This window comes from Saliphagus infecundisoli (assembly GCF_020177375.1).
Taxonomy (GTDB): Archaea; Halobacteriota; Halobacteria; order Halobacteriales; family Natrialbaceae; genus Saliphagus; species Saliphagus infecundisoli.
The window spans coordinates 1-7,517 of the sequence record NZ_JAIWHV010000057.1 but is presented as its reverse complement, the minus strand read 5'-3'; the positions used below and the strand labels follow the sequence as shown (position 1 = coordinate 7,517).

The window sequence follows — 7,517 nt, the reverse complement described above, 5'->3', positions numbered from 1 at the left end:
TTTCGACAGAATTGATGTTGTTGGCATCCGTTTCACCCGATGACGGCCTATCTGATGACGTGGAAATCACAGACATCAGGCCGTCACTACCGGCTCACGCCGGTTTTAAATAGTCGAAACGCCACAGAACGTCACCTCCGTTGAGCAGTAGTTGAAAGTGGGTCAAATCCGGAACCGATTAGTGACAGTATTTCACCATTCTTGAGTCCATTCTTTGATACTCTGCATTGTCGAAACTAACCCGGATTGTCAGATTTCGACTATTTATGAAGCCTGGTAATGAAAACTGATGTATCTGGTCGTCATGGGAACCCATGGTCGGACTGGTCTGGATCGGGTGCTTCTCGGGAGCACAACTGCGAGGGTGATGCGACGAACTGAAATCCCGGTTTCACTGTGAAACCTGACATAGAGCATGAGAACGGGTAGAACCAAGACGCTCGAAAAACCGTGGACGCAGCCCTCATTCCAACAATTTCGGCGTTCGCCGAACGAGGGCACATACTTCGCCTTCGACTACTCCGTAGTGTCGACCGCTGGGCGAACGCGCTGGCTCTTGAACGGTATGGGGCAGCGGACACAATGCCGTGTCATCCCGTCCGGCGGAAGCAGTGAGATGCTATACGGTCTATGTCCGACATCAACACAGACGAACGCGGCGGAACCCATCCTCGTTCGTACGAACAGCTGTATCGCACGGCAGCCTCCTCGGTGGTTTCGATCTACACGACGGCTGGTGAGGGCAGCCGTCGCGGTCGTGCCCCGAGAGGTGCCGGATCGGGGTTTGTTTACGACGACGCTGGGCACGTCGTCACAAATCAACACGTCGTCGGCACCGCCGATGAAGTCGAACTCCGATTGCCTTGTTTTGCTGCCGATTGACGGCAGCTTCAGACGCTCTCACGGCAAGACTTCGTCAGGCTCACCAGGATTACGACGCCGTCTGGCGATATGGTATCGCTCAGACGGCTGGCGCGAATGTGTCGAGACCTTGCCAAACAGCACGTTGATGATCCAGACGTACCCGCCGCGCCGGAGGGCGCGGACGGGTACGCTGAGTGGGCACAGATCGCGTTAATTCTGTTCCGTATCGAACTCGAGAAGAGCCTTCGCGAGACTGAGGATTATCTTGACGAGATGCCCGGCGTCCTCGCTGTGTTTGACCTCGATGAGGCACCGCACTACAGTTCGCTCTGCCGGTGGGAACAAGAGTATCGGATGCGTGAACTCCGCCGCCTGCTCCGCCGAAGCGCGGAGCAGGCGGGCTGGAGTGGTGAAGCGGCCATTGACGCGAGTGGCTTCCAGCGCGATCAAACCAGTCATCACTACCGCGACCGCGCGAACTACTCGTTCCACTCACTGAAGACGACGATCTTGATCGACGTGCACTCGCTGGCGATCAAGGACGTTCACTACACGACCAAGAAGGCGTGGGACGGCCATATCGGGATGCAGGTCTTCCGCCGGAACGCGGAAGACCTGCGTGTGATGTCTGCTGACGCGAACTACTCGTGGAGCGACCTCCGTGAGGAGTGTCGCTCCGAATCAACGCGACCATTGATCAAGCACAGGGAGCAGACTCCGTTACAGAAGGCTCACAACGCCCGGATGAACGAGGACTACAACCAGCGCTGGATGAGTGAAACAGGCTTCTCGCAGTTGAAAGAGGACGACGGCGAGAAGTTACGCTCCCGGAGTTGGCACGGCCAATTCCGGGAGCTCACTCGGAAGTGTATCGTGCATAACCTCACGCAGGCGGCGAGTTAGGGCTCGCCGCCTGCTCTCTTTCTCCGGACGTATCCGGGAGAGGCATCGCCGCCGTCACCGAACCAAGAGACCAAGATACCATAGTTCTGACCCTTCAACACGCATCAGTAGCGACCGCTACTGCATCTTCTGATCCCGAAATCCCGTCTCTAACGCCGTGAACGTCTGAACGAGCGTCCTTACCTCGACGCAGTCTTGCGATTCAACAAGGCATGAAATCGCCTTGTCGACATGGCTCGCAGACGAAACAGTGTCCGCCGTGCCAGCCGACACCGACACGCTCGCCTTCCTCCCACGCCGTTATGTCGGCCCCGAGGTCGTCGATGGTGCCGGCGACTTCGTGCCCAGGGACCCGCGGATACTCGATACCGGGTCTTGCTCCCTCTTTCACGTAAGCATCGCTGTGACAGACTCCGCATGCGTCTACTTTGACGCGAACTTGCCCGGTTCCGGGGTCAGGCACCTCACGCTCCACGACCTCGAACTCTCCGCCAGCGGAATTGACTTGAACAGCTCTCATGATACGGTCCCCCTAATGAGGCTTCCCTCATCGGTTGGGGGGACGACACTGCACTTTGGATGGGGGCTGGTTACGGCTGAGTGTTCGCTCATGGATTACTCCCGGGGCACCGAAGAGTGCTCGTGGACGATCCGCCAGCTGCCGTTGCGCATCTCCCAGATCATCGTCATGCGGCCCGTGTCGATCGTTTCAGTATCGCCGTCGTCGAACCGTATAGTCATGTCCCAGTTGAATCCGGTCCATGCGATGTCGTCACGCCGGACCGCCCATACGTCGCTCGGCGTCCAGTCGAGGCTGGAGACACCGGCGTAGATTTCTTTTTCCAAGCCGGGCCGAAGTTCCTCCCAGCCGTGGTAGCCCGCCCGTGGGTCAACGAAATCGTAGAGGATGACGTCATCCTCTGGGGCATAGAACTCGCTCACTTCCTCGTACTCAGGTGTGCCAGTGTCCGTACTCCACGCGGCGGTGAAGCGCTGTATGAGCGATTCGAATTCGTCGTGCTCTTCTTCTGAGACCGTTTCGAGGGGTTCTGTCGTCATTGGTGGATGGTATGAGTGGCTGTGTCTGGTGCTCTCTCGGATCGAAGCGATTGCTGGATGGTGTCTGGCCGGGTCACGGCTCAGAACTCCGCAATGACCGGGAATCCATGCGTTCGGTACTCCGTCATTGCATCGAGCCGATCTTGGGTATCCTCCAGCGCGATGGTTTCGGAGACTATCGCTTCCGGGTCGAGTTTGCCCGTTTCGACCATTTCAAGCATTTCGGGATACTGGGCAGGCGGCATCCCGAGTGATCCACGGAAGTCGAGTTCGTTCGTGACCATCACGTCGGTCGGGAGCGCTACTTCGCCCGCGACGCACCCCACAAACATCGAGGTCAACGACGATACCGTCCGCTCCGGGATTGGGCGGGTCGACATCTTGGATGTCGAGCGGCTCTTGAAAGCCAGTCATGACAGCTGCTCGCATACCGCACCAATGGACGCACACTGACCCGTTGACTATTTCTGCTGAACGGTGCAACGTCGCCTGAACAAAGTGAAGGGTGCCGAACGCTGTTCACAAGGAATAGTTATTCCATCCTGAATCCCTACAATACGTGACCCATGTACTCGAAAATCGACGGGACCACCACGGATGGTACTATTGTTTTTGATTACTACGGCGACATTGTGGAGGAGGATGACGGACGCGTTGTCAAGCCGCTTGGAGACGAATTCGAGACGCAGCAGATGCAGCCCATGCTGTGGAGGTTTCCAGCGGGTGCCGCGGGGAATATGCACAAACACGAGGTGCAGGAGGAATTCTATCACGTGATCGAAGGAGAGCTAGAAGTCGACATCGAGGACGAATCACTGACCCTTGGAGCGGGTGAATCGCTCTATGTCTCACCTGAAGTATGGCGAAAGACAGTCGCAAGCGAAGACAGCGTTGTTCTCATTATCGGGGCTCCAAAAGCAGGAGAAGACGGTATCCGTCCCGACGAAGACGGAAAGTAACGTGGCCTCCGCTTGCCGCTTGTTTCTGAGTGGTGGGGACGACCGTATTAGTCCGATTTCGTCGGCCCTGATTCACCTTCACGTTCACTGAGGAGGCGATCAGCATAGCTTCCCAACAGCCATTCAGACCAGTCCAATTCACGTTGAAGCCGATCACGATCAGAGAATCGCCGTTCAGCAGTCATGCTGTAGTTCACCAGTGCAACGAAGGCAATACCGCCGATGGTATTCCCGAGCACGACTGGAATGAAAAAGTCCACAAATGCTGTCACAAGGTCGGTGCCCCCAACGAAGGCCAGATACAATACCTCGCAGGCACCGGTAATACAATGGAAGAGATCACCAGCTGGAATGAGAAACATGATCATATAGACGATGAGAAAGCGAGCCGTCGCCTCTCGCGCTGCATGAGTCAACCAAACCATCGTCGCAACAAGCCCACCAGCGATCATTGCTCTAAAAAATAACGCTGACCATGAGATGGATAGCGCGTGTTCGCCGAATCCACGGGCGGTTTCAGCGACAGCCGCATTGAAAATGCCTGTCCTCGCAAACAAAAGTGCAATAATAGTCACACCAGCGACGTTCGCAACAGCGACGATTCCCCAAAGCCGAAGCAGGCGTGGGATGCTTGCAAGTCGTGTCAGAACCAACGTCACTGGTGTGAGTGTGTTTTCCGTGTAGAGTTGATAGCCACCAAGAACAATAAAGATAAATCCGAGTGGGTAAAAAATGTTGCCGAGACCGATTGGATCATTGGGATAGGCGGTCGTCATGACCGCTCGGCCGAAGAATGTTGCTCCAAGGCTCAAACCGGCAGCGAGTCCACTGAAGAAAAGCAGACGCACGCTCCGGTCGATATCCTCATCCGCTGTAGCAGTAACTCGTTGGAAAATCTCATCGGCCGAGAACTGATCGCGCACAGCTGCGCCAGCCGCTGGCGCACCGCGACGTGAACGGTCAATCGTCTCTCTGAGTTCACGATTATCGAGATCCATCGACCGTTGGATGTCTACCAAGTCGCCTGCTTCGGCAATAGCGGTAAGCAGGGACTCGAACTCCAAAGGTCCATCATATCGTTCTCCGTTGATGAAAAGCGTGGGTGTACCGTTTACCCCACTACGTGCACCACTAAGCCGGTCTTCGTCAACTCGGTCTTCGTGGACCCCTTCATTCAACTCTTGCACAAACCGTCCAGTGTCCAATCCAAGAACCTCAGCATGTTCTTCGAGGTCCTCATCGGTCAGTGCATTCTGGTGTTCGTAGAGCCGATCATGCATTCGCCAGAATTCGGCGTCTCCTTGAGCACCGGCAGCTTCGGCTGCCTCGGCTGCCTGCTGGGCATGTGGGTGCTGCTGGGTGAGCGGAAAATGTCGGAATATCAGTCGGAGCCGCGTTCCAACCCGGTTTTGAATACGTCTAATGACTGGGTAGATGTCACCACAATGCGGACACTCAAAATCGCCGTACTGAACGAGTGTCACAGGTGCGTCCGCTGGCCCGCGGCTGTGGTCGCGTTCGCCGGCTGGGAGAGTGAGGCTCGGGGGTTCGACTGTGCTCATTGAATAGCCTCTAAATTGAGTTCACGTGTCTGTAGTCCGATCTTACTGTCTCATTGCGTCTTCGAGTGCGGCGCGGAGCGTCGGCGCGTCCCACTGACCGTCGTAGCGCGTCCCATTGATGAAGAACGTGGGTGTCGCGTTGACGCCACTGTGAGCCCCATTCAGGAAGTCCTGCTGGACGCGTTCCTCGTGCCGGCCCTCGTTGAGTGCGCGAACGAACTCGTCTTCATCGAGACCGAGTTCGGCGGCATAGCCATCCAAGTCCTCTCGTTCGAGCGCGTCCTGATGTTCGTAGAGATGGTCATGCATTTCCCAGAAGGCACCCTGTGCGCTGGCGGCCTCAGCTGCTTCGGCCGCCAGCTCGGCGTGAGGATGCATCTGCCGGAGTGGGAAATTTCGGAAAACGAACTGTACTTCATCGTTGAGCTCCCCACGGAGTTCTTTCATGACACGATGTGCCTGTTCGCAGTAAGGACATTCGTAATCACCATACTCGACGAGCGTCACCGACGCGTCTGCTGGTCCGTATGTGTGATCACGCTCGGTGACTGGCTGATTGAGGTCGTTGACCGAGGTTTGGCTCATTGGTTTTCCTCCGAAGGAAGTTCTTCGAGTGCATCCAGAATCCCGTCCACACCCGGATTTACTCCGACTGGCGAGACGTAGCTCCACTGGACGACGCCTTCAGCGTCGATGACAAACAGCGCCCGTTCGGCAGTTCCTGGTTCATCACGGTACACGCCGTATGCACGTGCGACCTCCCCCTTCGGCTCGAAGTCAGCGAGTAACGGAAAGTGCAGATTGCGGTCGGCTTCGAACGCGTCGTGCGACCACACACCATCTACCGAGAGACCGAATAGCTGGGCGTTGTAATCCCGGAATTCCGAGAGGAACTCATTGTAGAGCCCCATCTGATCGCCGCAAACGGGGCTCCAGTCCGCGGGATAGAACGCGAGAATGACCGGCTGCCCACGGAAGTTGCTGAGCGTCACCGCTTGATCGGGTGTTGTTGGAAGCGTGAAGTCGGGTGCCTCCGTTCCCGGTTGAAGTGGTGTCTGTTCGGCTTCCAATTCCGGGTGGGTGTAATCTATCTCCCCCTCCGCTGCATCAGGTGTCACAGTGGTCGATACTACTGGGGTGCGTATAGCAATTCCTCGTGAACACTGCAAAGGAGGGTGAACACTGTACGATATCCTTCACACTGTTCGCTCGGAACAGCTAATCTGCGGCCGACCAACTGGAAGTGCTGAGAAGGACTCAACGGAGTAGATGATGATTGAAACACACCCCAAATTCCTATAAGTAACAATGGCAGCAGCGCGTGAATCTACGCCGATTCAGTGGCGATCCTCAACGGTTCAAGTCGTCCTCGCCAGCAGTTTGCTGGCCCCGTTGGGAGTGCCACTACTCAGTCCGGCCCTCCCGGTTATCCGCGACGCGTTTGCAATCAGCGACACCGAGGTCAGTCTACTCGTCAGCGGCTATTTTGTCGCGGGAATCGTCCTCTCACCGCTCATTGGCATGGTCGAGGATCGTGTCGGTCGACGACGCGTCCTCGTCACGTCCCTATTTGTATTCGCTCTCAGTGGGAGTGCGATCGTGTTCGTACCGGATTTCACCACACTACTGGCGATTCGTCTTCTTCAGGGAATCGCGGCAGCCGGAATCTTCATCACCACGGTAACGATTATCAGCGAGACGTTTGAAGACGTCCAGCGAAACACTGTACTGGGCATCAACACCGCAACACTATCCATTGCCGCAGCGGTGTATCCCGTTCTGGGTGGTGTGCTTGCTGGTATCGCGTGGAACGCGCCGTTTCTCATGTACCTCGCTGGCCTACCGGTGGGCCTGTTCGCGCTTTGCGCGCTTGAAGATCCACCGAATGCTCAGAAGACCCGCGGCATCGCGTATCTCCGTGAGGTGATCGATATTTTGGAGACAGGCGATACTCTCGCGTTGTACACAGCGACGCTACTGGCCGAAGTGCTGATGTTCGGTGCGATCATCACCACGTTGCCGCTCTTCTTAACAGAGAGCTAATAGCTCTTCAATCGTGATTTGTTGGATATAGCTGCCGGAGTTTGATGCGTGCATCTTCGGTCGTGAACTGCCAGTCGATAGCGGAGTCATCCTCGTTTCGGATGCGTTCCCACGCAGCGACCTCCGC

General features: G+C 56.4%; 9 protein-coding genes and 2 pseudogenes. 4 read left to right on the top strand and 7 right to left on the bottom strand.

The genetic code is table 11. The annotated features are described in order from the left end of the window. Window positions 1-289 precede the first annotated feature (289 nt). Together LCF40_RS22585 and LCF40_RS22575 are read left to right on the top strand one after the other, a co-directional pair. Window positions 290-400, top strand: coding sequence for a universal stress protein (locus tag LCF40_RS22585; RefSeq protein ID WP_224830383.1), 111 nt, complete (start codon window positions 290-292; stop codon window positions 398-400). 551 nt (window positions 401-951) lie between these two features. Beyond that, a complete protein-coding gene (locus LCF40_RS22575) occupies window positions 952-1,767 on the top strand; it encodes an IS5 family transposase (RefSeq protein WP_224830382.1) in 816 nt (271 codons plus the stop codon). Window positions 1,768-1,972: 205 nt separating this feature from the next. Here the strand turns inward: LCF40_RS22575 and LCF40_RS23640 are convergent. From LCF40_RS23640 to LCF40_RS22560, 3 genes and pseudogenes are all read right to left on the bottom strand, one after another. Continuing rightward, window positions 1,973-2,287, bottom strand: a pseudogene (locus LCF40_RS23640) (alcohol dehydrogenase catalytic domain-containing protein); the annotation flags it as partial. 95 nt (window positions 2,288-2,382) lie between these two features. Beyond that, complete coding sequence (locus LCF40_RS22565; RefSeq protein WP_224830380.1) at window positions 2,383-2,826, bottom strand: YybH family protein; 444 nt, start codon at window positions 2,824-2,826, stop codon at window positions 2,383-2,385. Between the two features lie 80 nt (window positions 2,827-2,906). Further along, window positions 2,907-3,206 carry an MDR/zinc-dependent alcohol dehydrogenase-like family protein gene (locus LCF40_RS22560; protein ID WP_224830379.1) on the bottom strand — a complete coding sequence of 100 codons (300 nt, stop codon included), beginning with the start codon at window positions 3,204-3,206 and terminating at the stop codon, window positions 2,907-2,909. Between the two features lie 186 nt (window positions 3,207-3,392). Between LCF40_RS22560 and LCF40_RS22555 the strand changes: the two genes are divergently transcribed. Continuing rightward, entirely contained in the window at window positions 3,393-3,785 is a 393-nt protein-coding gene (locus tag LCF40_RS22555) for a cupin domain-containing protein (RefSeq protein ID WP_224830378.1), read from the top strand. A 47-nt stretch (window positions 3,786-3,832) separates the two neighbouring features. On the opposite strand, the gene LCF40_RS22550 is transcribed toward LCF40_RS22555, so the two are convergent. The 3 genes from LCF40_RS22550 to LCF40_RS22540 are packed head-to-tail and all read right to left on the bottom strand — an operon-like array spanning window position 3,833 to window position 6,465. After that, a complete protein-coding gene (locus tag LCF40_RS22550; RefSeq protein ID WP_224830377.1) occupies window positions 3,833-5,347 on the bottom strand; it encodes a formate/nitrite transporter family protein in 1,515 nt (504 codons plus the stop codon). Window positions 5,348-5,389: 42 nt separating this feature from the next. Then, window positions 5,390-5,932: a DsbA family protein gene (locus tag LCF40_RS22545; RefSeq protein WP_224830376.1), complete on the bottom strand. Its 543-nt coding sequence runs from the start codon at window positions 5,930-5,932 to the stop codon at window positions 5,390-5,392. Further along, window positions 5,929-6,465 carry a redoxin domain-containing protein gene (locus tag LCF40_RS22540; RefSeq protein WP_224830375.1) on the bottom strand — a complete coding sequence of 179 codons (537 nt, stop codon included), beginning with the start codon at window positions 6,463-6,465 and terminating at the stop codon, window positions 5,929-5,931. Before LCF40_RS22540 ends, LCF40_RS22545 begins: the two co-directional genes overlap by 4 nt. Window positions 6,466-6,655: 190 nt before the next feature. On the opposite strand from LCF40_RS22540, the gene LCF40_RS22535 reads away from it, so the two are divergent. After that, window positions 6,656-7,390, top strand: a complete 735-nt coding sequence (locus LCF40_RS22535; protein WP_224830374.1) for an MFS transporter — start codon at window positions 6,656-6,658, stop codon at window positions 7,388-7,390. Between the two features lie 7 nt (window positions 7,391-7,397). Here the strand turns inward: LCF40_RS22535 and LCF40_RS22530 are convergent. Next, window positions 7,398-7,517 (bottom strand): annotated as a pseudogene (locus LCF40_RS22530) (IS630 family transposase); the annotation flags it as partial.

What these genes read in the sequence shown, in the direction of transcription:
- LCF40_RS22550 (WP_224830377.1), bottom strand. Translation starts at nt 5,347, where the DNA reads ATGAGCACAGTCGAACCCCCGAGCCTCACTCTCCCAGCCGGCGAACGC.
- LCF40_RS22575 (WP_224830382.1), top strand. Translation starts at nt 952, where the DNA reads ATGGTATCGCTCAGACGGCTGGCGCGAATGTGTCGAGACCTTGCCAAA.
- LCF40_RS22545 (WP_224830376.1), bottom strand. Translation starts at nt 5,932, where the DNA reads ATGAGCCAAACCTCGGTCAACGACCTCAATCAGCCAGTCACCGAGCGT.
- LCF40_RS22560 (WP_224830379.1), bottom strand. Translation starts at nt 3,206, where the DNA reads ATGTCGACCCGCCCAATCCCGGAGCGGACGGTATCGTCGTTGACCTCG.
- LCF40_RS22565 (WP_224830380.1), bottom strand. Translation starts at nt 2,826, where the DNA reads ATGACGACAGAACCCCTCGAAACGGTCTCAGAAGAAGAGCACGACGAA.
- LCF40_RS22535 (WP_224830374.1), top strand. Translation starts at nt 6,656, where the DNA reads ATGGCAGCAGCGCGTGAATCTACGCCGATTCAGTGGCGATCCTCAACG.
- LCF40_RS22555 (WP_224830378.1), top strand. Translation starts at nt 3,393, where the DNA reads ATGTACTCGAAAATCGACGGGACCACCACGGATGGTACTATTGTTTTT.
- LCF40_RS22585 (WP_224830383.1), top strand. Translation starts at nt 290, where the DNA reads ATGTATCTGGTCGTCATGGGAACCCATGGTCGGACTGGTCTGGATCGG.